This window comes from Lentibacillus salicampi (genome assembly GCF_004565465.1).
Taxonomy (GTDB): domain Bacteria; phylum Bacillota; class Bacilli; order Bacillales; family Amphibacillaceae; genus Lentibacillus; species Lentibacillus salicampi.
In genome coordinates this window covers 1-24,540 of record NZ_SRHY01000013.1, presented here as the reverse complement: position 1 = coordinate 24,540, position 24,540 = coordinate 1, and the positions used below count along the sequence as shown (strand labels likewise).

The 24,540-nt window shown below is 46.2% G+C and carries 25 protein-coding genes; 7 read left to right on the top strand and 18 right to left on the bottom strand.

The features are described 5' to 3' along the window. The first annotated feature begins 32 nt into the window (after nucleotides 1-32). From E4U82_RS09565 to E4U82_RS09550, 4 genes are all read left to right on the top strand, one after another. Nucleotides 33-1,094 (top strand): NAD(P)/FAD-dependent oxidoreductase, encoded by a 1,062-nt coding sequence (locus E4U82_RS09565; RefSeq protein ID WP_135109973.1) that lies wholly within the window; start codon nucleotides 33-35, stop codon nucleotides 1,092-1,094. 739 nt (nucleotides 1,095-1,833) lie between these two features. Next, entirely contained in the window at nucleotides 1,834-2,526 is a 693-nt protein-coding gene (locus E4U82_RS09560; RefSeq protein WP_135109972.1) for a DUF1538 domain-containing protein, read from the top strand. Beyond that, complete coding sequence (locus E4U82_RS09555; RefSeq protein ID WP_135109971.1) at nucleotides 2,523-3,293, top strand: DUF1538 domain-containing protein; 771 nt, start codon at nucleotides 2,523-2,525, stop codon at nucleotides 3,291-3,293. Before E4U82_RS09560 ends, E4U82_RS09555 begins: the two co-directional genes overlap by 4 nt. Next, nucleotides 3,247-4,005, top strand: a complete 759-nt coding sequence (locus E4U82_RS09550; RefSeq protein WP_135109970.1) for a P-II family nitrogen regulator — start codon at nucleotides 3,247-3,249, stop codon at nucleotides 4,003-4,005. Before E4U82_RS09555 ends, E4U82_RS09550 begins: the two co-directional genes overlap by 47 nt. Nucleotides 4,006-4,109: 104 nt before the next feature. Here the strand turns inward: E4U82_RS09550 and E4U82_RS09545 are convergent, their stop codons facing one another. From E4U82_RS09545 to hutG, 13 genes are all read right to left on the bottom strand, one after another. Continuing rightward, nucleotides 4,110-4,271, bottom strand: a complete 162-nt coding sequence (locus E4U82_RS09545) for a hypothetical protein (RefSeq protein ID WP_209300556.1) — start codon at nucleotides 4,269-4,271, stop codon at nucleotides 4,110-4,112. Nucleotides 4,272-4,362: 91 nt separating this feature from the next. Beyond that, complete coding sequence (locus E4U82_RS09540) at nucleotides 4,363-5,031, bottom strand: lysozyme inhibitor LprI family protein (protein ID WP_135109969.1); 669 nt, start codon at nucleotides 5,029-5,031, stop codon at nucleotides 4,363-4,365. Between the two features lie 432 nt (nucleotides 5,032-5,463). Then, nucleotides 5,464-7,440 (bottom strand): acetate--CoA ligase, encoded by a 1,977-nt coding sequence (locus E4U82_RS09535; RefSeq protein WP_209300555.1) that lies wholly within the window; start codon nucleotides 7,438-7,440, stop codon nucleotides 5,464-5,466. Between the two features lie 230 nt (nucleotides 7,441-7,670). After that, entirely contained in the window at nucleotides 7,671-8,048 is a 378-nt protein-coding gene (locus E4U82_RS09530; protein WP_135109968.1) for a hypothetical protein, read from the bottom strand. A 196-nt stretch (nucleotides 8,049-8,244) separates the two neighbouring features. Beyond that, entirely contained in the window at nucleotides 8,245-8,754 is a 510-nt protein-coding gene (locus E4U82_RS09525) for a DinB family protein (RefSeq protein WP_135109967.1), read from the bottom strand. 51 nt (nucleotides 8,755-8,805) lie between these two features. Beyond that, a complete protein-coding gene (locus E4U82_RS09520) occupies nucleotides 8,806-9,423 on the bottom strand; it encodes a hypothetical protein (protein ID WP_135109966.1) in 618 nt (205 codons plus the stop codon). 134 nt (nucleotides 9,424-9,557) lie between these two features. Continuing rightward, nucleotides 9,558-10,037: a PaaI family thioesterase gene (locus E4U82_RS09515; protein WP_135109965.1), complete on the bottom strand. Its 480-nt coding sequence runs from the start codon at nucleotides 10,035-10,037 to the stop codon at nucleotides 9,558-9,560. Nucleotides 10,038-10,422: 385 nt separating this feature from the next. Next, complete coding sequence (locus E4U82_RS09510; RefSeq protein WP_135109964.1) at nucleotides 10,423-10,755, bottom strand: hypothetical protein; 333 nt, start codon at nucleotides 10,753-10,755, stop codon at nucleotides 10,423-10,425. A gap of 110 nt (nucleotides 10,756-10,865) precedes the next feature. Continuing rightward, nucleotides 10,866-11,930: an AbrB family transcriptional regulator gene (locus E4U82_RS09505; RefSeq protein WP_167751371.1), complete on the bottom strand. Its 1,065-nt coding sequence runs from the start codon at nucleotides 11,928-11,930 to the stop codon at nucleotides 10,866-10,868. Nucleotides 11,931-12,120: 190 nt separating this feature from the next. Then, complete coding sequence (locus E4U82_RS09500; protein ID WP_135109962.1) at nucleotides 12,121-13,455, bottom strand: YjiH family protein; 1,335 nt, start codon at nucleotides 13,453-13,455, stop codon at nucleotides 12,121-12,123. A 27-nt stretch (nucleotides 13,456-13,482) separates the two neighbouring features. Then, entirely contained in the window at nucleotides 13,483-14,745 is a 1,263-nt protein-coding gene (hutI, locus tag E4U82_RS09495; RefSeq protein ID WP_135109961.1) for an imidazolonepropionase, read from the bottom strand. A gap of 177 nt (nucleotides 14,746-14,922) precedes the next feature. Beyond that, nucleotides 14,923-16,599 carry a urocanate hydratase gene (gene hutU / locus E4U82_RS09490; RefSeq protein WP_135109960.1) on the bottom strand — a complete coding sequence of 559 codons (1,677 nt, stop codon included), beginning with the start codon at nucleotides 16,597-16,599 and terminating at the stop codon, nucleotides 14,923-14,925. 44 nt (nucleotides 16,600-16,643) lie between these two features. After that, complete coding sequence (hutG, locus tag E4U82_RS09485) at nucleotides 16,644-17,579, bottom strand: formimidoylglutamase (RefSeq protein WP_135109959.1); 936 nt, start codon at nucleotides 17,577-17,579, stop codon at nucleotides 16,644-16,646. A gap of 143 nt (nucleotides 17,580-17,722) precedes the next feature. Between hutG and E4U82_RS09480 the strand changes: the two genes are divergently transcribed. The 3 genes from E4U82_RS09480 to E4U82_RS09470 all read left to right on the top strand — a co-directional run bounded on the left by E4U82_RS09480 (nucleotide 17,723) and on the right by E4U82_RS09470 (nucleotide 21,001). Then, a complete protein-coding gene (locus E4U82_RS09480; RefSeq protein ID WP_135109958.1) occupies nucleotides 17,723-18,604 on the top strand; it encodes a LysR family transcriptional regulator in 882 nt (293 codons plus the stop codon). A 137-nt stretch (nucleotides 18,605-18,741) separates the two neighbouring features. Then, nucleotides 18,742-19,536: a DUF817 domain-containing protein gene (locus E4U82_RS09475; protein ID WP_135109957.1), complete on the top strand. Its 795-nt coding sequence runs from the start codon at nucleotides 18,742-18,744 to the stop codon at nucleotides 19,534-19,536. Nucleotides 19,537-19,813: 277 nt separating this feature from the next. Further along, a complete protein-coding gene (locus E4U82_RS09470) occupies nucleotides 19,814-21,001 on the top strand; it encodes a Bcr/CflA family efflux MFS transporter (protein WP_135110013.1) in 1,188 nt (395 codons plus the stop codon). 250 nt (nucleotides 21,002-21,251) lie between these two features. Here the strand turns inward: E4U82_RS09470 and E4U82_RS09465 are convergent, their stop codons facing one another. The 5 genes from E4U82_RS09465 to E4U82_RS09450 form a co-directional block, all read right to left on the bottom strand. Further along, nucleotides 21,252-21,974, bottom strand: coding sequence for a 3-ketoacyl-ACP reductase (locus E4U82_RS09465; protein ID WP_135109956.1), 723 nt, complete (start codon nucleotides 21,972-21,974; stop codon nucleotides 21,252-21,254). Nucleotides 21,975-22,304: 330 nt separating this feature from the next. Next, nucleotides 22,305-22,886, bottom strand: a complete 582-nt coding sequence (locus E4U82_RS09460; protein ID WP_135109955.1) for a DUF4256 domain-containing protein — start codon at nucleotides 22,884-22,886, stop codon at nucleotides 22,305-22,307. 62 nt (nucleotides 22,887-22,948) lie between these two features. Continuing rightward, nucleotides 22,949-23,335, bottom strand: coding sequence for a hypothetical protein (locus tag E4U82_RS09455; RefSeq protein ID WP_245183551.1), 387 nt, complete (start codon nucleotides 23,333-23,335; stop codon nucleotides 22,949-22,951). Nucleotides 23,336-23,355: 20 nt separating this feature from the next. Beyond that, the gene (locus E4U82_RS20465) at nucleotides 23,356-23,484 is read right to left on the bottom strand and encodes a hypothetical protein (RefSeq protein WP_280688633.1); all 129 of its coding nucleotides are present in this window, start codon (nucleotides 23,482-23,484) and stop codon (nucleotides 23,356-23,358) included. Between the two features lie 2 nt (nucleotides 23,485-23,486). Then, entirely contained in the window at nucleotides 23,487-24,281 is a 795-nt protein-coding gene (locus E4U82_RS09450; RefSeq protein WP_245183550.1) for an Rpn family recombination-promoting nuclease/putative transposase, read from the bottom strand. Between the last annotated feature and the right edge of the window lie 259 nt (nucleotides 24,282-24,540).

The window sequence follows — 24,540 nt, the reverse complement described above, 5'->3', positions numbered from 1 at the left end:
AGAGCATTTATACATATTAAGGAGTTTTTAAGATGAAAAATTTAGTCATCCTTGGCGGTGGATATGGCGGGATGAATATCCTGCAGAACCTCATTGAGCACAATCTCCCTGAAGATGTGCATATGACGGTGATCGATCGCAATCCATATCATTCGGTGAAAACGGAATTCTATACCATAGCTGCCGGCACATCCGCTGATAAAGATGTGCGCATGGACTTTCCGGAGCATGACAAAGTGAGCTATATTTACGCCGAAATTTCCAAAATCGATACGACCGAACAACAGGTTATATTGCAGGAAAAAAATGAATCCGTCCCTTACGATTATTTGATCATTGCGCTCGGTTGCGAAGACAATTTTCATGACGTTGAAGGCGCAGCGGACTATACCGAAAGTGTCCAGACTTTTAACTACGCCCGTCATGCCGGCATGGCGATCGGCAATTTACCAGCTTACGGCAAGGCTACCATTGTCGGCGCGGGCTTAAGCGGGATTGAAGTTGCCGCTGAAATCCGGGAAAGCCGGCCGGATCTGAATATTCGCCTGCTTGATCGCGGCCAGTCCGTGTTAAAGGCATTTGAACCAAAAATCCAAAACTATGTGGAAGACTGGTTTATGAAAAATGATGTGGAGGTGATCCATGGCGCCAATGTCGAATATGTGGAAAAAGACGGCGTCTGTGACAATGGCGTTTGTTACGTGAACGATGTCACCATCTGGACGGCAGGGGTGCGGCCGAATTATCTCGTGCGCGAACTCCCGCTTGAACAGGATGACCAGGAAAAAATCGTCGTCAATGACTTTTACCAGGTACCCGAGCAGCCGCATATCTATGTTGTCGGGGATTGTGCATCATCCGAACATTCCCCCAGTGCCCAGCTTGCCCGGCAGCAAGGTGAGCAGATCGCGGAGGTGATTGCCGCTGTACTTAAAGATAAAAAACCGAGGAAGCCTGGCAAACTCAAACTGAAAGGAACGCTTGGCTCACTCGGAAGTTCAGAAGGTTTCGGGGAAATGATGTCGCAGTCAATGGTTGGCTTCATTCCGCGCCTGGCCAAATCCGGTGTGTTGTGGCTTAATAAGCGGCACTGATGGCATAAGCTTCCTATATGCCGGAACAGTTCTCCTTTGAAAGCTTCCATCGACTTGCACACACGACCTATGAGCGATACATTTTTAATCTTGATTTCATTTAAAACGAATTAGGCAATCTATACAATTGTATTATTAAACACCTATCCCCTATTGATACACAGACAAACCATCAATGAATTTCTTTGGTGGTTTGTGTTTTAGAGATTGTTCAAAATCCCGGTGAAAATGACACATCGATAGAGGATCTTCTGCTAAAAACGCCCACGTCAATCGCCAACGCAGAACTCACCACATCACACAAGAAGCCCGCTGCTCAAAACTGCGCTGCCTCGAAATTCTCGGTCCTTTTCATCCTCCCTTTTGAACACGCACTTTTAATAACTTTCAATTCACAAACCGCTTCCAACACAACCTTCTTCAAGATTAAATCGTTTCCTATCGTAATTACTGAGTTCCAATCCAATTCTTGTGGTATCAAAATCATCTTTTGACTATGGGGGGTTCTTATCACATAAAGCACGTTATCTAACTTTCTCCACCGCTTGAAGCCTTGACTTATTAACGTTTCCACCCATCCCGAAGTGAGAAAGCTGATACTTATCATTTCTGATTATTTCTACATAATGGTATAATTAACATTAAACCTATGCGTATATATCCTCTTTTTGCTTTATTCTCCAATAATATACGTTTCTTCGTTAACAGCAAATCACGAACCACATCTTGGGGGCTTTCTATGGACAATATTAAAGACACTGTATTAGAAGTTATTTATTCAATTTTACCGATTGCCATTGTCATAACCGTATTGCAATTCACCATTATATGGCTGCCGATGGAGGCATTTGTGCAATTCCTGATTGGCGTTTTGTTTGTGGGGATCGGCCTCATCCTTTTTCTGCTGGGCGTCAATGTTGGGCTCGTTCCGGTCGGCGAAATGGTCGGGTCAGCGTTATCCAAGACAAAAAAAATCTGGATCATTGTCCTGTTCGGATTTTTGCTTGGTATGGTTGTAACGTTTGCCGAACCTGATGTCCGTGTTCTGTCCTCGCAAATTGACAGTGTGTCAGGCGGCGCTATTCCTCAAAGTATACTGATCATGTCAGTCGCACTTGGCGTTGGGATTTTCGTCGCATTGGCCATGTTGCGTATCGTGTTTAACGTCAGCATTGTTTATTTGCTGGCAGGCGGCTATGCGCTCGTCTTCTTAGTGGCTGCTTTTGCGCCATCCAATTTCGTGCCGATTTCTTTCGATGCAGGTGGCGTAACAACCGGGCCATTGACAGTTCCGTTCATATTGGCATTAGGTGTTGGTGTCGCCACGGTTATTAGAGGTAAGACTGCTTCAAGTGACGGATTCGGACTTGTCGGTCTAGCTTCCATCGGCCCTATTTTATCCGTGCTGATTCTGGGGGTGATTTACGGATGAACCTGCACATATTCGAAGGTTTTGGCCAGACTATGCAGGAAGTCGCCATCGCACTCCTTCCTCTGGCCATCCTATTCGCCGTTTTTCACTTTGTCTTTTTAAAATTGCCCGCGCGGAAATTACTCGATATCAGCATTGGATTTATTCTAGCCTTTTTAGGACTTACCTTTTTCCTGCAGGGCGTGCATATTGGATTCATGCCTTTCGGAGAACAAATGGGCCATGTTCTTGGCGATTTATCGTATAAATGGCTCTTGATACCCATTGGTTTTATAATTGGCTTTTTTGCCATCTACGCTGAACCGGCTGTCGCCGTCATGACCGAACAGGCTGAAAAGGTATCCGGTGGTTATATCCCGGAAAAAGTTCTGCTGTACACCCTATCTATTGGTGTCGGAATTTCGGTCGCACTTTCCATGGTACGGTTAATTTATGGCTTTTCCCTATGGTATTTTATCATTCCAGGTTATATAATAGCATTTGTAATGATACGCTATTCACCTAAGACGTTTACGACTATCGCATTCGACTCCGGCGGGGTTTCCACCGGTCCCATGACGGCAACATTTATACTGGCCATGTTCACCGGTATTGCCGGACAGATTGACGGACGGGACCCGCTGCTTGATGGATTCGGAATGGTTGCCATGGTGGCACTGGCTCCGATATTATCAGTGCTAACGCTTGGTATTCTGTACAGCAGAAAGGAGAAAAGTCAGTATGTCAGTGACGATTCAGGGGCAAAAGCTCATTATCACGATCGTTAAAAAAGATCGGGCCAAAAAAGTTGTTCAGGCTTCTCGTAACGCCGGCGCTCAAGGCGGAACCACGCTGCTCGGCGAGGGATTACGGCTTAATGAAAAAATGCGGATTCTGGGCATACCGGTGGAACGGGAAAGAGCCGTCATACTGACACTCGTATCTGATGAGATTTTCGATGATGTCAAACATGCCATCATCGATTCCGTTCAGTTGAATAAGCCAAGGCAGGGAATCGGATTTGTAATCGATACGAAAAAAATTGCTGGAATTAACCATTTGCTCGGATGGAATGGGGAAGAAGGCGATGCAACAGATGAGGAGGGTGTTGATATCATGGCAGAGGATCAGGATATCCTGTATGATTTGATCATTACCATTGTCAATCGCGGCGATTCGGAAAAAGTAGTGGATGCCACCCGAAAAGCCGGAGCAGAAGGCGGAACCATCCTGCATGGCCGCGGGACCGGCGTTCATGAAAAGGCGAAACTGTTCAACATTATGATCGAACCTGAAAAAGAAGTGGTATTAACACTCATCGACAAAGGAAAGACCCAGGAAGTATTAAAAACCATTAATGAAGATGCTGAGTTAAGAAAGCCGGGGAAAGGGATTGCCTTTGTCCTGGAAGTGGAAAGTACGGTCGGCATCAGCCGCGAGATGAATGAAAAGGTCAGGGAAGAAATGAAAAGGCGAAAGAAAAAGAAGAAGGAAGAATGATTGCGCTCTTCCTTCTTCTGTTCTTTTTTAAACCAATTGACTAACGAGGCTTTCATTATTTTAAGGAATTCCCTATGGCAAACAAACATACATGGAATCTACTGTTATGCACTCGCTGCTTTATTTGCCTGGCTCGCATGCAATTTTTTCATGGCAAATCTTGCTATTGGCTGGGCAATCAAAGCTTCACCCCAAAATGCGATGAAAAAGTTACGTGGCCAGGAATAAAAGAACGTTTGAATCGGCTCAAGACTAATGTCTCTCATGCCGATCCAAGCCCCTAAGGAACTCAACTACACTTTCATAGTAAAACTTTACTTCCAAAAAGAAAATGAATGATGTGTTAGCTTTGAAAGCTTACTTCATATATTTTGCAACTAACGCATAGCATCTTTCTCTTGTAAGACTTGCCTGCGTGGCCACATATTCCAATGATTCTGTTGAACCGCCTTCATATTCCAGCGATGCTTCTTTAGCAGCTTCGTCTCTATGTTCTACCCAATCCCGTTGTTCTTCTTTCAAATCATTCATCTGGTCCGCACTGAGCTGCTCCTTCAACACGGCGTATATTTTATTCAGCTCCACATCCCATTTTTTATATCTTTCTTCCTCTTGTTCTTCCATATCCGGAATGGTTGTTTTAGATTCCGCGTTTCTATCTGCTTCTTCCATTTCATTCAGTTTCTGAAGATAGTCTTCTTTACGATTTTCAGTCACTTCACTGTTACCATCACTGGGGGCTGATGACTTTCCTTCATTTGTATTGGCAGATGCATTTTCAGAAGTATCCTTCAGGTCGTTAGACTGGTTGTCGTATGTATCTTCCTGAGAGTTTTCCGTTTTATTGTTATCCGTTTCTGTTGAGGTTTTGTTTGAAGCACCGTCATCTGCATTTTGCGTCGGACTGCTATCCGTTGATGCGCTGTCTGCTTTGACATTTGACTCCTCTGATGAATTATCGCAAGCAGCCAATATAACGAATATGACTGTTAACATGATTATTAAAAGTTGACGATTATTTTTCATGAACATACTGCCTTCCTTCTGTAGTTCGGGCGATGATGCCTGAGATTGATGTTGTTTGGGGATGGCGGACGTTTACGGTTAAAACCCTGTCCCATCTTCCTCATTATGCAGAATAATTCCAGGGTTTCCAGTTCTCTGCCGTTATGCCCGCTTTCAACCAGAAACCAATGCCGGATTCTCCCATAAGCCGTCACTCCTCTGTAAAATATCACAGCCGGTTATACATGATAAACCGGACCAGCCCGCCGGTCCGGTTTGAAGTATAACACTTTTCCGGGATACACAATCAAGTCCTCTCGCGGCCCTACCCGAGTCCCGTATGATCGCGGTCCTGCTTCTTGGAAAAAATGGTATTTCTGCGACTGGATACGATTATTAGTTTGTACACACCTACATTCAGGTCGCAGAATTAATTTGCCTGTCACACCAAGTCTATATTTTCGAATCCATGCTTTCGGTTACCACTTCCCGAACATGGTCAATCGCTGCAGGATCTTCAAGGCCGGTCACATCACTCGCGACACTCCCTTTTGTCTGCACCTCTTTTAAAAGCCGCCGCATGATTTTCCCGCTGACGGTTTTTGGCATGGACTCAACAAGAAAGATATCCTGTGGACGGGCTAGCTGTCCAATCCCTTTTACAATACTTTGCTCAATTTGTTTTTTTACATCTTCACTGGTTGAAAATCCTTCCCTGATGGTGACAAAAACAACAGGAACTTCACCCTTGATTTTATCCGGAGCTCCAATGACCGCTGCCTCAGATACGGCATCACATTCCAGGACGGCATTCTCGATTTCCATGGTACTCAAACGGTGACCGGAGACATTAAAGGCATCATCAGACCGCCCGACCACCCAAAAGTATCCATCCTCATCTTCAAGAGCAATGTCACTTGCGTAATAACTTCCTTCCACCTGGCTGAAATACTTTTGATAATAACGCTCAGGTTCTTTCCATAGTGTGCGGCACAGCATCGGGAATGGCTTTCGGATAACCAGGTTCCCAAGTGTGCCTCTTGGAACAGGGTTTCCTTCATCATCCACAATACCAACATCAACACCCAAAAATTGCACCCCGGCCGATCCTGGCTTCATTGGTGTCAACCAGGCTGCTCCTGCCAGAGGACAGCCTGCCGTCTCTGTTTGTCCCCATGTATTATTGACACAAATATTACCGTCGCCAAGTACATCTCGTGTCCAGTGCCATGTTTCAGGATCAAACGGTTCGCCGACCAGCGAAACAACATCAAGACAAGTCAGATCATAAGGCTCGAGTGCTTTTTCTCCGAGACTACGGAGCATACGTAAAGCAGTCGGTGCCGTAAATAACTTGTTCACCCGATATTTATCAATGATTTGATAAAAACGATCCTGATCCGGATAGTTGGGCGCACCTTCGTAAACAACGGTGGTAACCCCGTTCGCCAACGAGCCGGCAACTCCCCAAATGTGCATCGTTAACCAGCCGACATCTGCCGTACACCAGAAAACGTCATCCGGATGGTGATCCATATGATATTTGGCATACATATAATTTTGCACTACGAAGGCCATGCCGGCATGGACGACCCCTTTAGGTTTCCCGGTAGTCCCGCTTGTGTAGAAAACAATGCCCGGTTCATTCGCCTCAACGGGGACAGGCTTGAAATGAATTGATGCCCTTTGCCGCTCCTCATGCCACCAGAAATCCCGTCCTTTTTCCATGGATGGATTCGTGCCTGAACGATCAACAACAAGTACCGCATCAACGCTGGAAATGCTGTCAATAACACGGTCAACTTTTTCTTTAAGCGGCGTGATTTTTCCACGCCGGAGACTGGCATCAGCCGTCACGACCACTTTAGGTTCATAACTGGACAGCCGGTCTTTTAAAGATTGTTCGGAAAAACCGGAGAAAATGGTACTGTAAACAGCCCCTATCCGGAAACAGGCAAGGATGGCAATGAACGCCTCAGCCAGATTTGGGAGATAGATGGCGACAGGATCTCCCTTCTTTACACCAAGCGACTGAAGAACATTGGAAAAGCGGTTCACTTCCGCAAGCAGCATCCGGTAAGTATAAAAGCTCGTCGTCCCGTCTTCCCCTTCCCAGATGAGCGCAGTTCTATTGCCCGCTCCGTTTTCGATATGCCGATCCAATAGATTGTAGCAGGGATTACTGATACCCCCCTGGAAAAATTCGAAGTCCGGTAAACTCCCGCTAATGGTTTTTTTCCACGGTTGAAACCAGTGGAGTTCCTGGGCAACCTGATTCCAAAATGCCTCCGGGTCCTCCTGTGAGCGTTTTAACAAGTTTTCAAAAGCTTCACTGCTCCCTGCCCCCGTTGCCTTCTGCCTCTCCTTATCCGGGTACACAATTTTACTTTCCCTGATGATGTCCTGAATTCCACCTACATCAGCACTCAACCGGATCTCCTCCTTTATGATAGGTTTTTTTGGACCTATTGTTACCGGGCACCCCCAATTGAAGGCGCCTTCATTTTACCTGGCAACTTTTAAAGCTATGATACTTTTCTTAATAATATATCTGTTATGAATAGGTTGTCAATGGGTGAAGCCCAGACATCCTAAACCCCAACATACATCCTGGGGCAGGACTGTCTTTTTTTAACAACCGTTTGCGGTGATTTTGTGAATCAACGTGTGACTTCTTTATTTGAATTCGTTTTTAGGGATACAACAACACTGGCTATACTAATCAGAAACCCTATAAGTGCAATGACACTTACCGCAATACTATCAGGAATAAGAAGTCCAATTGGTATTAGTCCCAAAAATGACATCACTACAAACGCTTGATACACTACAGATATAATTCGTGCGATTCGATTGCTGAACAGCGATAAAATCAAAGGCGGTATAAAAAGTACAATGATCATTCCAATCGATAACCACAAACCAACTGGTTCATCGTATGACACCGTGTTGGGACCCGTTGGATGTTTAGCTGCCAGTAAAACTGCCGCAACCGCTATTAGTAAGGTTAACAAAACCATAAAGAACCGTTTGAACATATTACGGTCTCCCCCTGACTGATTTTATAATAACGATATGTTCAAATCGCTATAGTCTGCTTTCTATATAATCCCACCTTACCGCACGAATGCATTCCTGGTAATAAACCTGAGAAGTATTTTACTCTAGGTCGTACGGCTTATAAACGCCACTGTTTCTTTCATTATTCACGATGATTTAAAATCGGTATCAGTTTCACAATATGTTATTCAGCGCACCTTTTTCCTTCAAAAACCTGTCAATTTGCTGCTTATGATGATTATCATGCCACACAAATCCCGCTATATAATTAAAAATGGAATGCGGGTAGCCCGAATACTGATCTACTTCTTCGCCATTCAGTGAAAATGGAGCGAACCAATCTTCCTCTTTCTTGTTCCTTAAATCCGATACAAGCTGTGTTCTTGCTTCCAGTTGTTTATGGAGTAAGTGCTGCTGAGATATCCCGGATAATGCGTAATTTGCAGCTTGTTTGTTAAGTATCTCAAACTCGATGCTTTCGATGTCAGCATTTAGTTTCATTTGTGGCAACGTTTCTACACGTATATATTTATCCCAAAATGATATATGACTGATAATCTCAGCTGTAGACCATTTCCCTTCAGCAATTGGTTCAAAGAATTGGATCTCCTCCATTGTTTTTAACGACTTCACATAAAGATTAAAGTTTTCAAAGTCAGTCATCAGCTCTTCTTTTGTGTACATGATTATTCTCCACCCGTTATGATTGTTCGCCTGTTCGTACGTATTTGTTATCTATTTCACCGATAGCTGTTCACCATCCACTGTTTCAATAATAAAGCTTTTCCCTTCCAGTTCGCCCTTAGGCACTTTCAGGTAATTCCTCGGCGCGCGTTCATCGTCAGTTTCGTCTTCTTCAAGCTCGACGACAATTTTAATCACGTCATCTTCCATGATTTTAAGCTTTCCAGTATCGGCATCATAGCCCTTATACTTCTCATCCCCAATTTGCCAGAGCAGGACATCCTCTTCATCCCAATTAAATGTGTCTGCATATTTTTCAGGGTGATCATCCTGGGTATAGAACCAAATGCCGGGCTCAGGCTGACGGTCGGGTACGCCGCCAATCCAATTAACCTGATCAAATGATACAACCTCGGATGCTGATTGCGGATCTACAGCACCTGATGTGTCTTCCTCTGATGAGTCACTTTCTGACGGTTCATCCTCCTCCGAGCCATCTTCCTGATCATCTGCTGGAGATGCCTCTTCATTGCCGCCCGCTTCACTATCCTCGCTTGCTGCACTGTCATCCGCACTGCCATCCGCTTCGTCATTGCCGCCGCATGCCGTCAAAAGGAGCAACGCAAACAATGAAGCCAGGATTAACTTAAAAAAATGTTTACCTTTCATTCCGAAACCTCCCGCTCTTTATGTAGTTATTATTCTATTAGCATACCAATATCGGAAATTTTTTCAACAGAAAGCAGGCTGTCCTTTTAAAATAGGAAGCCCACATAGCTACGGATTACTTTTCATTTGGTCGTTTATTTTGTGAATGTTGCCGGCATGACGGCTGCGGTTACCACAGCTTTGACACATAATGTCTCACCTGCATAGACTTCTGTATGTATTTTGAATTTTTTCGGGTGCACTTCTTCCGGCGTGCCGATAGCTTTCAGTGGCACGTCCTGTGGTGTTGGTTTAATGAAGTCGATGTTCAGTGAAGCCGTTACAAACCGTGGTGCCTCCGCATTATCGCCAGGATCATATCCATTTTTCCGGTGTAGCGCCAGTGATGCCGAGCCTGTGCCATGACAATCAACAAGTGATGCAATCAGTCCGCCGTAAACAAACCCTGGTATCGCCGTATGCTCCGGCTTCGGTGTGTAGATGGTCACTGTCTGATCTCCCTCCCACCCGGTCCGGAATTGGTGACCACTCTCGTTCAGCCGACCGCACCCGTAACAATGGGCAAAGTCAGCCGGATAATCGTCCTGTATCGCATGTTTGATGTGTTCAATCACGTTACTCCTCCCCCTTCTCTGATAGTATATCACGAAAGCGACTGCGTTTTTAGAGGGAAAAAGGGAAAATACAGAATTTGCAGACGAAGGGGAGGTGGCCCATGACTGGTATTGACGTATGGGTTGGGGAGGTGGTTGCGCGAATTTGGGTGTTCTCGCACGAGTCTGGGGCATCCCTGCACGAGTTGAGGCGCTTGTCGCACGAGTTTGGGTCGTTCTTGCACGAGTTGAGGCTATTCCTGCACGAGTTTGGACCGTTCCCGCACGAGTTGAGGCTATTCCTGCACGAGTTCGGAGCATTCTCGCACGAGTTGAGGCCCTTCCTGCACGAGTTCGGGCTGTTCCTCGCACGAGTTGGCCATCTTCCCGCACAAGTCACACCGCCCTAATCCCCCTCCTGCTTCATACGCCGCCACTGAAATGAAATCTCCATAATAGCGATCGCCAGTGCTGCCCAGAAGATGCCTCTATCAAACGCAATGCCAACTTGCGATTCCCCTCCCAGAGCAGTCAGCAGGGCCATTAACCCAACGATGTAAATCAAGAAAAAGACCTGCGACTGCAAAGTCATTTTCTGATCAGGGCTTTTTTTCCGATTGCGGTAAACGGTCACCATGAACAGTCCGAGCATGACAACAATTAAGAGCTCCAATGGAACAGCCTTCGCAAACGGGATATCGGGAAAATAATCATACACAAGCAGAATCGTTACGCACAAGGCGAGGATGATTTCAATCGGACGCAGAAACTTCAGAATGAATCTTCCTTTCTATTCAATCTATCTTTTATGTTATCGTTTCACGACTGCATGCGCCAGTCATACGGACATCATCTCCGGGCGTGACGCTTCCCAAGCCATTTAAAGAAAAACGGCACAAACACCATAATAACCAGCAGCCGGAAAAGCTGATAGCTGGTCACGACGGAAACATCGCCGCCGACTGCTACAGCCGTCAGTCCCATTTCGACCATGCCGCCTGGTGATGTGCTCAGCAATGCCGTTGTAAAAGGCAATTCATATATCATAGCCAGACCATAGCCAAGCCCAAGCCCGAACAGAACCAGGACGATAACGGTCACGGCCGTATAAGCCATTATCCGTTTCCAATCAGGCAGATCCCGCGGCTGCATTTGCAAGCCGATATGCACACCAATGAACATTTGCGCCAGATTAACAAACCCAACCGGTAGTTCGGGCGTGGGGTACCCGGCAAACGTCATGACGATCGTCAGCACCATCGGCCCAAGCAGCAAAGCAGTCGGAATCCGCAAACGGGCAAAAAGCCACGCACCTGCCGTCATAAGCAGCGGGTATAACAGATACGTATACCACGGCATGTTCGCCCAGTTGACAGACCCGGTCCCCATCCCGGATTGTACCGCTCCGGAATCACCGCCAAATATATACACCGCCACTATCGGGACAACAATCACGATTACCATCACGCGCATGCTTTGCAAAAACATGATCACCGTCGGATTTAAGCCCTTGATTTCATCCAGCAGCACCATAATTTGCGATAACCCGCCCGGGATACTCCCGATCATGCAGCTGGAACGGTCAAGCCCGGTGATTTTTGAGAATATATCGCCCAGCACCATACCAAACACGATGGTCAGGATTGTGATCGCAATCATGGACGGGATATGGTTCCCCATTTCAATCAGCGTGTCCTGTGTAAATGACGTGCCGATTAAATACCCGAGCAAAACCATCGCTATTTTCCGGAACGAAAATGGCCAGTATAATTCCCGCTGTGTCGCGATGCTCCATACAGCGACGGCAATGAGTGATCCGATCAACCACGGGAGCGGTATATTTATTACAGAAAACACGGCAACACCCGCCAGTGCCACCACGATTGCCTCCGCAAATGCGCGCCAACTGTTCAACACGTTCATCCCCTCTATGTACAAAAAAGAACCACCACACAACCATGATGGTTCATTGATCTATTATAGAGGAAAAGGTTGGATTGATAAAGGCAGCACTCACGGAGCCTTTGCTTCAGTGAAACTATTGCTCTTCTTTGCGTATCATCTGCCATTGATACTTCATACTAAAAGTCTTTTAGCGTCATACTCATAGCAGCAGAAACGCAATCGGTGTTGCAATCAATATCGTCAAGATTGTCCTTTCAACCCAGATAACAATCAGTTTCGGAATACTAACTGGAATTTCGGTAGACAGGATACACGGCACCAATGCAGAGAAAAAGATAATCGCTGAGACAGAAAGAACAGCTACAACAAACTTTGTTACCAATGATGCTTCGACTACCAGCAATGACGGTAAGAACATCTCGGCAATCTCAACTGCAGCAGCCTTTGCAGCGAGCAGTGGCTCAGGTATCTGTACTATCCACGTGAATGGATAAAAAATGTAGCCAAGTATATCGAAAACAGGCGTGTATGTTGCCAGCACCAACCCCAGAAGTCCTACTGATAAGATTGACGGTAAAATGGATGCTGCCATAATGAATCCATCTTTCAAATTCACCCACACATTTTTCAATAAGGGAAGCGAATTTTCTGCTTTTTCCATCCCTTGTTCCCAGGCTGCTTTAAGACGGCTTCCTTTTACCTCTTCTTCCGGTGTTCCTTTGCCATCGTAATAATCCTCACTTATTTTGCTTAATGGCCAAATTCTAACAGTAATAGCGGTGACACTAAATGTTACAATTAACGTTACCCAAAAATAAGTGTTCCATATTTCCATTATTCCCAGCGCATTCGCTACGACGATCATAAACGTTGCTGAAACAGTAGAGAATCCGGTTGCTATGATCGTTGCCTCTTTAACGGTATATTTTCCTTCCTTAAACACTTTGTTTGTTATAAGAAGTCCTATCGAGTAACTGCCAACAAATGATGCAACAGCGTCTATAGCGGAACGTCCGGGTGTTTTCCAAACAGGCCGCATGATGGGCTGCACTAAGACACCTATAAATTCGAGAAATCCATATCCCACTAATAATGCCAGAAAGACGGCACCAAGCGGAACCAAAATCCCCACAGATGTAACCAAACTATCAAATAGAAATGGTCCCACGTCCGGATCAAATAGCCAAGGCGGTCCAAAGTCAAATACCAGCATGAAAGCAACAATCATCCCGATTACTTTAAAAATTGAAAGCCCCATGGTGACAGGTTCTTTATTCCACGTTTTATTGACGAATGGATAAACAGCTCCAAAGATGATGACCAATAGAATATAATACGGTACTGCCGCTGTGAAGTTTTCTTCCACAAACGTCACCATATGATCCAATAAAATTGTTGAAGTGCCATTAATGGTAACCGGAATAAAGAAGGTAAAAGCTCCGATAAAACTATACAAGAAAAACTTCAATACATTTTTTCCATTTGTATGATTTTTGTACTCTTGTAACGCAACATCTTGCTTAGGGTCTGCCATCTTTAAACCCTCCCCAAGGTTTAATCATTACTTACCAACCACCAGTTCACCCTTCTTCATCACACTTTCAACATGATTCATCCCATAGTTATACGACAGCATCAGATGGTTCGGTACATCAAAAATGGCAATGTCAGCCTGCTTCCCCGCCTCCAGGCTTCCGATCCGGTCAGCACAGTCAATCGCATGTGCTGCGTTGATGGTGGCCGCTGTTAAAACCTCTTCAGGTGTCATGCCCATTTTCAGGCAGCCCAGATTCATGATGAACTGCAGGGACAGGGTTGGAGATGAACCTGGATTGGCATCGGTGGACAGGGCGACGGGCACGCCTGAATCAATCATTTTCCGCGCATCGGCAAACTCCGCCATCAGGAAAAATGCCGTTCCAGGCAGCAGGACGCCCATCACATCGTTCGCAGCCATTTTGAGAATACCTTCATCGGATGCCTTCAATAAATGATCGGCTGAAATAGCGCCGACTTCTGCAGCCAGCTCGGCACCGCCATATGACTCGATTTCATCGGCATGGATTTTCGGAACAAGTCCGTGTGCCTTGCCTGCCTCCAGAATCCGCCGTGACTGCTCCGGTGTAAAAACGCCGCGCTCGCAGAACACATCGTTGAATTTGGCGATTTTTCGCCGTGCCACTTCCGGAATCATCTCATCGATCACGCGTTTGACGAACGGCTCCGGGTTATCCCGCTCATCGACCGGAACAGCGTGTGCGCCCATGAACGTGGAAACAACATCCATCGCGTGATCCTCATTCAATTTCCCTGCGACCTCAAGCTGTTTCAATTCATGTTCCAGTGAGAGGCCGTAGCCGCTTTTGGCTTCAATGGTTGTCACGCCATATTGGAAAAAGGTATCAAGACGCTGTTTTGATTCTTCGTAAAGCTGGTCAAAATCGGCTCCCCGGGTCGCTTTGGTTGTCGCATGAATCCCGCCCCCGGCATTCATGATGTCCATATATGACTTGCCTTTCAGCCGCATGGCGTACTCATTTTCCCGGGTTCCGGCATGCACCAGGTGGGTATGTGGATCGATCAGACCCGGTGTGACCGTTTTTCCGGTGACATCCAGCACCTCTGCCACCAAGACATCCTCCTTGTATTGCTGTTCGAGCTCCGACAGTGTGCCGACCGCCTTAACTTTTCCGTCCTGTACAAGCACACTGCCATTTTCGATAATGTTCAATTCATGCATGGCTTCCCGCTTGGCAGGCCGCTCCGAATGGCCCGCCATCGTCACGACCTGGGATGCGTTTTTGATCAAACGTGTTTGTGTCATGTTATGCCTCCTCCTGTTTACTCAATCACTTGCGCACATGCTCATCGTCCGGCCACTTGTTATTTAGCATTTTTGACCTACCTATAATGAATTTCATATTAAAATCTGGCGTTTTTCTTATGAAGTCTGGCGTTCTCCTCAGTGCTGCGCTGCAGATTTCATATCAACAAAGACTTCTCACCGCTCATCTTTCTTATCCAGCATCGGAATCTTAACACCCTTGTCACGTGCCGTCTGTTCCGCCAGTTCATAACCTGCGTCAACGTGCCTGGCGATGCCCATCCCGGGATCGGTCGTCAGCACCCGTTCCAGCCTGGCTTCAGCATCCTTCGTGCCGTCCGCAACAATCACCATCCCGGCGTGCAGTGAGTACCCCATGCCGACACCTCCGCCATGATGCACACTGACCCAACTGGCACCACCGACACTATTAATCAGCGCATTCAGGAGCGGCCAATCCGCGACCGCATCACTGCCATCTTTCATGGATTCCGTCTCACGGTTTGGCGATGCGACCGACCCGGAATCGAGATGATCGCGCCCGATGACGATGGGTGCTTTCAGTTCACCGCTCGCCACCATGTCATTGATGATTTTGCCGAAACGCGCGCGCTCCCCGTAACCGAGCCAGCAAATCCTTGATGGCAGCCCCTGGAAACTGATTTTCTCCCGAGCCATGCGGATCCAGTTGCAAAGTGATTCATTGTAGCTGAATTCCCGCAAAATGACCTCATCTGTCTTGTAAATGTCTTCCGGATCGCCGGATAAAGCCACCCAGCGGAACGGCCCTTTGCCCTCACAAAACTGCGGCCGGATATACGCCGGTACAAAGCCAGGAAAATCAAACGCATTTGCGACGCCTTCGTCTTTGGCAACCTGACGAATGTTGTTGCCATAATCGAACGTGACCGCACCCTTCTGCTGCATCGCAAGCATCGCTTCCACTTGCTGTGCAATACTTGTACGTGACAGCTTCGTATACTGTGTCGGATCCTGACTGCGCAAGTACGTTGACTCCTCAAGCGTCATATCAACCGGAATGTAGCCATTTTTCGGGTCATGAGCGGAAGTCTGATCGGTCAAAACATCCGGGATAAATCCAGCAGCAATCATATCCGGCAAAACCTCCGCGGCATTCCCGAGCAGCCCGATCGACAGCGGCTGACCCGCATCACGTGCGTCACGTGCCAACTTTAATGCATGTACCAGATCATCCGCCTGCGTATCCAGGTAATTCGTTTCCAGACGCCGGTTAATCCGGTGCTGATCAACCTCCACGGCAATGCAGACACCATCACTCAGCGTGACCGCAAGCGGCTGTGCACCGCCCATTCCGCCGAGCCCGGCTGTCAGCGTAATCGTCCCCCGCAGACTACCGCCAAAATGCTGGCGCCCGCATTCGGCGAACGTCTCATACGTTCCCTGCACGATGCCTTGACTGCCGATATAAATCCAGCTGCCCGCGGTCATCTGGCCATACATCATCAAACCTTTCCGATCAAGCTCGTTGAAATGATCCCAGTTTGCCCATGCCGGCACCAGGTTGGAATTAGCGAGGAGTACTTTGGGCGCGTCTTTATGCGTGCGGAATACCGCCACAGGCTTGCCTGACTGCACAAGCAGCGTCTCGTCATTTTCCAGCCGCTTCAGTTCCCGGACAATTGCCTCATAACTTTCCCAGTTCCGGGCAGCTTTCCCGATTCCGCCATAGACGACCAGTTCATCCGGGTTTTCCGCCACGTCCGGATTGAGATTGTTGTTTAGCATCCTGAGCGCTGCCTCTTGCAGCCAGCCTTTCGTATGCAGTTCCGTCCCGTGATATTGCTCTACTGGCCTATTTGTTTTCGCCGTCATGTTCTCATCTCCCCTTCCAAAAGTCATTAAACCGCTTACAAAGTTTATCCATGAAAATGTTGCATCACTTCTGCCGCTAAATAAGCGGCCAGCCTGACCGTCCTGTCACTTTCATCCACCAGCGGATTGACCTCTGACATATCAAAACTGAGCAAATTCCGTTTCACCGCAACATACGTCAAAAGCCCGCGGACCGTTTTCGGATCAAGCCCCAGCGGCGACGATGCACTCACCCCCGGTGCCGCTGATGCTGCAATTGAATCCGTGCACAAGGTCATGATCAGATAATCATAACGCTCCGCAAATTCATCAATCGTCTCCAGCGTATTCCGGAGTTCACGACGCTCAATATCTTTTTGCAAAATATACATACAACCGTATTGCCGGGCATTTTCAAACAGCGCCTTCGTGTTGCTGAACTCCTGAATCCCCAGGCACAAATAGCCGGCATGATCATCTTCCTCTAAAATCTGTCTGAACATCGTACCCGACGATGGCTCCGGGTCATCCCGCATATCAAAATGCGCGTCAATGTTCACAATGCCAATTGTTTTCTCAGGCCCGATATGCTCCCTTGCACCAAGATAATGCCCATACAAGGTCTCATGTCCGCCGCCAAGAATGATCGGCTTCACACCCGCCTGCAAAATTCCCGCAACGTGGCGACCCAATTCTGCCTGTGCCTCTTCCAGTAAGTTACCCTGGCAATATACGTTTCCTGCATCAACCGTCCGGCCGACCAGATTGTACGGTAATTTCGCCAACTGCCCGCGGATTGCATCAGGTGCCTGTGCAGCACCCTGACGTCCTTTATTCCGCCGGACACCTTCATCACTCGCGAACCCAACAATACCAAAGTCGCCCTCATTCGCCGCTAATTCCTCCAAATTCATCAACTGAACGACCTGATGAAAGCGAAAACTCGCCGGATTGTCATGATCGTCAACCCTACCAGACCAAACTTCCTCGCCTGTTTCCATATAAATATTAACCACCCCAATTCGTGCTGCCTGTTTCAGAAAATAACAACTTTAATTAATATTATAATTCATTCATGATATAATGACTAATACGCTTTTATTATATTTCGATAGTTTTTGTCTATAAGGGGGTGGACATAACCGTGGATATACGCCAATTAAAATACTTCACAACGCTCGCTGATGAACAGACATATACGAGGGCGGCCAGGATGCTGCACATTTCCCAGCCATCACTAAGCGCCACCATTAAAAAGCTCGAACAGGAAATTGGCCTGACTCTGATCGACCGGTCAGCACGCGAAATACGGATAACGACAGAGGGCAGGTTTCTTTATCGGGAGGCCCAAAAACTGCTTCATCATTATGAGCACGTCTCCTTTGAAATGGATCGTCTTAAACACCAGGGACCGCTTGAACTGGCAATCGGCCTGATTGAATCATCCATGTTTTTCATATCCGACATTTTAACGCGATTCAAGCAGGAATATCCGGATGTGCGCGTCAGCCTGCTCGAAACCTTAAGCCTGGGCGACGTGGAAAAGGCCTTAACCAACTTTGATATTCATCTCGCCATTACCAATCAGTACATTCACCAGAAAGACATCGACACCATACCGATTTATGAAGAAAATCTCGTCGCACTCATTCCTCCTGAACACCATTTGAGCCGGAAAGATTCATTGACTATTCATGATCTGGGAGGGGAAAATTTTATCGTCTGTAAAGAGGGATTCCAGACACGGCAGGACATTCTGAACGCCTTCAGTAAATCAGGCGTCAAATCGAACATCCAATTTGAAATCGAACGGTTCGAAACTGGCTGCAGTCTCGTGGAGGATGGACTTGGCATTACCGTCGTTCCGGAAAACTATGTCCGCTATTCCAAGCAGACAAATTGTGCTGTCAAAACGATTGATGACGTCAGCATCTCGCGCATCGTCTACCTTGCTTACGACAAAAACCGCTATCTGCCACCGATTGTGATGCGGTTCATTGAATTGGTCAAAGGATTCTTTGCATGATGCTATCACAGTTTCACATTGTAAAATCTCATTGCTTTTGGCACACCGAAGCGTCCTCCTTTTTCCATTTACATTTAACCAAAATCTATTAAACTAAAAAGAACAGATGTCATATTTTAAACAAAACGGGTGTTCCAATGAAACAATTAATCCATTTCGGTTACCAGCAAGCCATGTCCTGCCTGTTTCCTGCTATTATTTTTCTGACCCTTGCCATATCGCAAATGATTGAATTACCATTGGCCCGGTATGACTTCATTTTAATCATTTGCCTGGCTGCACAGATTCTGCTGGTCATATTTAATATTGAGACAATGGACGAAGTTAAAGTTATTTTCGTGTTCCATCTGATCGGGCTGGCACTGGAACTTTATAAGGTCCATATGGGGTCGTGGGCTTATCCCGAAGAAGCAGTCACAAAGGTGTTTGGCGTTCCCTTGTACAGCGGCTTTATGTACGCCAGTGTCGCAAGCTATATGTGCCAGGCGTGGCGACGTCTTGATCTGCGACTTACGAACTGGCCATCATCCTGGCTTGTCTTTTTGCTCAGCGGTGCCATCTATTTCAATTTTTATACGCATCACTTCATATACGATTTTCGTTGGCTGGCAGGCGGACTTGTTCTCGTTGTTTTCTTTAAAACAATTGTTCACTTCACAGTCAATCAGCGGAGTTACGCCATGCCGCTATCCCTATCATTTATATTGATCGGCTTCTTCATTTGGGTTGCTGAAAATATCGCCACCTTTTTTGGGGCATGGCAGTATCCAAACCAGGGTCAGCAATGGGAAGTCGTCCATATCGGCAAAATCAGCTCCTGGCTGCTCTTGGTGATCGTCAGTTTTTTAATTGTTGCAATGCTGAAACATGTGAAGGCGGGGTATGTTGATAAGAGTGGACGGCAAGGGATGGAGGGAAGAAAATTCAATTGAAGGCGTTGCGATGAATCAAAAATATATTTGCTACGCCCAACTTAACCAAAGTTATGACCAGCCGCCCAAATATTCTCTTCCACCAGACTGTACTTGAAACCGTAAACCCCTTCACGTTGCTTCACAATACACTTCATGCCCGTTATAATAGAGTGATACTTAAATCAGTGAAGGAGCAGGTCTACAGAATAGAGGTCATGCATACGCTGCCAGGCCATGCAGGATAGGATAAAACAAGTTAGGAGTGTGTCTTATTTACCAACAAGAACAAGCATCCATACATCATAATCCAACAGGAAAGGTACGCTTCGGACTTGCTTTACTTCTGGGTTTACTTGCCATTATGGGGCCGCTTAACATTGACATGTATTTGCCGAGTTTTCCCGGAATTGCCGATAGTTTAGAGACGAGCCCCTCCCTTGTACAAGTTAGTCTAACAGCTTGTCTGCTCGGTCTTGCCATCGGTCAGGTAGTCATTGGGCCTATCAGTGATGCTCGTGGAAGGAAAAGGCCTTTATTACTATCGATTTCGCTGTTTGTCGTCGCATCACTTTTTTGTGCGATGGCACCAAACATCATTGTCTTGATTGCAGCGCGGTTTTTGCAGGGATTCACCGCTTCAGCTGGCGTTGTTCTTTCTCGTGCCATCGTCCGTGATGTGTTCAGCGGCCGGGAGCTTACGAAGTTCTTCTCCCTTTTAATGGTTATTAATGCGGTGGCGCCCATGATCGCTCCCATGGCAGGCGGCACCATCCTGCTATTGCCGTTTGCAAGCTGGCACACCATTTTTATTTTCTTAGGTATATTGGGAATCCTGATTGTGTTAACGGTCGCTACGAAACTGAAGGAAACATTGCCATCTGAGAAACGAATGCCGAGTTCTGCCGGGCACTCCGTCCGGACAATGGGAAGTTTGCTGAGGGATCGTTCGTTTATTGGCTATGCAGTCATTGTCGGATTTGTACACGGCGGAAGTTTTGCTTATGTATCAGGTACGCCATTTATTTACCAGGAAATCTACGGGGTCTCACCTCAGGTTTTTAGTGTATTATTTGGTATGAATGGACTGGCCATTATTACGGGCAGTTTCATCATTGGACGTTTCGGCGGCATCATTCATGAAAAAAATTTACTGAAGGCAGCAGTTATCATTGCCGTAAGTGCAACGTCAATACTGCTGATCATGACCATTATTGAGGGCCCGCTCGCCATTATTGTAATTCTCATATTTATTTATATGACCACCATGGGAATGACCATCACAAGTACCTTTACTCTTGGGATGGAAAAACAGGGGCACCGTGCCGGGAGTGCCAGTGCTGTCCTTGGTATGCTACCATTGTTACTTGGGGCACTATTCTCGCCGCTCGCCGGCATTAATGAAGCATCCGCCGTACCGATGGGTATGATACTATTCAGTACTTCCCTGATTGGCTGTGTGGCTTTCTTTAAACTGACTAAATAATATGTGCAATAAAGAGTTCTTTTTTATCTTATCCAACCATGCGGCATATTGGTTGGCACAGTGGATGCATTACCATCACACCGAATGTCATGCCAAACGGTTGCAATGAGCACGACGCTGTTCAGCTTAACCATTGAAATGGACACGATAGTTTCATGTTTTGGTCCATTTATGCACCCACGGAATGGCATCTGACTTACAATACGGGGGCGTACCCCAGTTTGCCAGGAACACCTGAAAATAAATTTCGTTAAAACGGATTCGTCGCCCATTGCAGTGATTGTTTGATGAAGATACGTGGATGCAATTTCAGCTGGGACACCATATATTCAGCCAGATCTTCCGGCTGCATGAACTTCTCTTTATCGTTTTGATTAGGATTATCACCGAATATCATGTTTGTCCCGACCATGCTCGGATTCAGCGTGGAGATCCGGATATTGTGCGGGCGCACTTCCTGCATGAGCGCCTCCGCCATCCCCTGCACAGCGAATTTGGATGCACTGTACGACGTCGAGCCGGCCGTTCCTTTCAGCCCATTGCTGGAAGAGATCATGATAATGTCACCCTGATTTTTCTCAATCATCTGCGGCAAAACTGCGCGAGTCACATGATACGTACCGAAAACATTTACCTCCAATGTATGCTTCCAGTCATCCGGTTCCAGTTCCAAAAACTTGCCATTCAGACCGATGCCGGCGTTGTTGAGAAGAATATCCGCCGGTCCCAGATCCTGCTCAAGCTTATCAACCGCCAGATGAACCTCTTCCATTTCCGAAATATCACAGGGAACATAGACCGCCTTTACCCCTTGTGCTTCAGCTTCTTCCGCCACTGCCTTCAATTTGCTTTCCGTCCGCGCAATCAATCCGACATGAACCCCTTCGCGCGCCAATTCCAGCGCTGTTGCCCGGCCGATACCACTTCCAGCGCCTGTTATATAGGCGACTTTTCCTTGAATATCCTGCCCCATTCTGAATCTTCCTTTCAATTATAGTCATTATCATCATTGTACGTGCTGACAGACGAAGAGGCAAAATTTTTTATTTTCATGCCCCCTTTTCGACTTTCGTTTCGATTATAGATATGAGAAAGCCTATTTTGGGAGGAAGGATAAATAAGCATGTTTCAGAAACCAAACGGAAAAGTTTTTTCTGCATGACCCATTTCTTTAGTCCAGGCTCCGCTCACACTTAAGTCTCAATCAATGGAATTGGACTTATATTCATATCATCGGTGGGCTAAGAGTTTAAGAACAGCCCCTCAAAAAAACACGACGACCAGCGTGGTGCTATAGCAGTATTCAGATCCTTAGCAAGCCGCGGAACCCCCGTGCGCCGTAGTAAGAGGATGCACCGTTATGATACACAAAGACGTGTCCGTAGCGGTAATCACAAAAAAGGGCACCACCACGTTCTCGGATATCCGGGGGCGTCTGGACCCAGCTCGACGTTTTCATATCGAATTTTCCTAGTTCCTGAAACTTCCTGTATTGTTCTTCCGTTAAAATTTCAATGCCCATGGCAGCTGCCATATCAACGGCGTTATTTTCCGGCTTATATTTTTTTCTGGACTCCAGCCCTTTACGGTCGTAACAAACACTTCTGCGGCCTTTAGGACTTTCCGCTGAACAATCATAAAAAATCAATTCGCCCGTGTTTTTACCCTGACCAACAACATCCGGTTCACCTCCGGTTGTTTCCATTTCGTTGAGCGACCACAATTTTTCAGAATTGGTTTCCAGTTTTGCCTGGACTTCAGCCCATTCAAGATCTTTATGGCGGTTCATGTTTGTCTCAAATCGGGGTTTCAATACGCTGAATAATTCTTCACGCTGTTCCGGTGACAATTCCTTATGATTGCCGGCTTTCTTTCCCTTTGTCATGTGAGTTCTCTCCTTACTGATTTTGACTCCTGAAGCACGTTTCTTCGTTTTTACAATTCCACTTAGCCTTCAATCATTTTGATATAAGGAATTTCTTTTCCGTCGACAATCGCAATGTATGCTGGCGTCTCCGTTTTATATACCTCAGTACCTTCAGGCAGTTTATTAGCCGTCCCATCTTTAAACAGCACGGCTTTATCGGTTTGTCTGGTTATTTCACCAAATGGTTCACCAAGCTCATATTCAAGTTCCTGAACCCATTTAACATCTTCAGCATTGGAATAAACGAGTCCGTCAAAATAGAAAATGTCCGCATTATCACTGTCCAAAAAGTCACGTGGGGCGGGATTTCCGTATGTATTTGTGAGTGGATTTCTACTATCCTCACTACAATCGGTTAGAAAGAGCACAGCCATGATCGATACGGTAAAAACCTTTAACGCCTTCATGTGAGCCCCCTTTTAAGGTTTCATTTCCAATAAGTTTCTGCTGAATCATCATACGCCATTATGCGAAGTTCCCTCTCACGTTCTGCAGCTTCCTCATCCTTTATCCGTTTCAGACAGCCTTCATAAGCCAGATATTGGTCCTCCGTCATACTCAATTCTTCCCAGTATTCGAATGCGCTTCGAGTGATTCATCTTTCATAGCCACCGCCTCCAGTTCCCGGTAAATATCATCATAAACTTCATCATTCCTGTGGTCCACCATTCCAAGCAACATCAACCACCTAGCGAGCACACCATTCCATGGAGCCAATTTGTCATCTTTCCAGTCTTTGATTAGTTGGGACATTTCGACAAAGTGAAATTCCATCGTATCCATCAGCATCAATCGTTCCTCATCTTCATATAAATGATACGTTGTATGGAAACGCTCGATATGCGTGAATAAATTAAAGTTAAGAATGTTAATGGCAATGACTGGTCTTAATTCGCTGTACGTCATTTTCTGTTTAAACGGGCCGCGATATATCCCCGCCCAATAGTAGATTGAGCGTTTAATCATATCGTACTCATTGGTGAATTGCATTTCCACATTAATCTGTTCCCCGGCATTCGTCATGACCAGCAAATCCAGCCTCGACTGTTTATCTTCTTTACGTTCACCACCTGACTCCGTGTTTGTAAATGAAATATCCTTAATTTGATCCCGGCCGGTCTTTTGCAGAAGGGCATTCAAAAACACGACAGTGATCTCCTTATTTTTTTCATTGCCGAACAGCTGCTTGAAAGCATAATCTACTTTCAAATCCATTAATCGCTCGAGCGGTATTCGCTTTAAGATATTGCCGGGTTTTCCAGCTTTCTTCTGATAACTTTGAGTGTCTTCCATAATGGGTTTTTGTTTGAAGTAACTCGGGGATTGTTCCTTAACAAGTGTGTTCAGTGGCATTTCAGCACATCCTTTGTGATATGTGAGGACTTACAGAGGCGTTTATCTAGTATGAGTATAGCAAACGATCCGTTAACAAACAAATCAGAAAATGATTGCCATCTCATATTTTTTCGTCTATACTTTCCATAGAAAGACCTGCGGTAAGATGTCAAGTGAAAAATAAATAAATATTTAGTTATCAAGGTGCGATTTGCTTAAAAAAGGCAATAGGAAACTAGACCAGTAAATAAATGGTAATTACTGGAAGACAATTAAA